A 445-nucleotide genomic window follows, 5' to 3' on the forward strand; every position below is an offset into this window, starting at 1 on the left:
ATACCTAGAGAAATGATGCAGATGTGGAACATTATTTCTAATAGATATAAGCTTTTGATCGAAGATCAAGGTAAAGATTTCGGATATGAAGTAATTTCAAACATTGATGAAATAAAGGGGATTAAATCGTTTCAAAGTGCTTGTTATGTAATCCAGCAGCATAACAACATATCCAACGAAGAAGCAGAAGACAGGTTAGTTAAATGGCTGATACCAATCGCAGAGAACAATCGTGAGCTAATACTTAAACTAATTTCAGCGCATGAATGTATGACAAAAAAAGATATTGATGACTTCATATTTAAAATTAATGAACTCTGTGATAATGGTGCTATATCGGTAATGATTAAGAACCCAGAGGACTATAATGGTACTCAACGTATTCTTTACGATGATCTAAACTCTCATATTGGAAGGAATATAAAAAATTTCAATATTTCAAAGG

At 31.9% G+C, this 445-nt stretch carries 1 protein-coding gene; it reads left to right on the forward strand.

Features of this window, described 5'->3' with window-relative positions; all coding sequences use genetic code 11:
• Positions 1-21 precede the first annotated feature (21 nt).
• Positions 22-445, forward strand: a 424-nt coding sequence (locus ASV53_RS24605; protein ID WP_141226348.1) for a hypothetical protein, incomplete at its 3' end; no start/stop codon positions are given.

Source organism: Photobacterium sanguinicancri (genome assembly GCF_002265265.1).
GTDB classification, from domain to species: domain Bacteria; phylum Pseudomonadota; class Gammaproteobacteria; order Enterobacterales; family Vibrionaceae; genus Photobacterium; species Photobacterium sanguinicancri.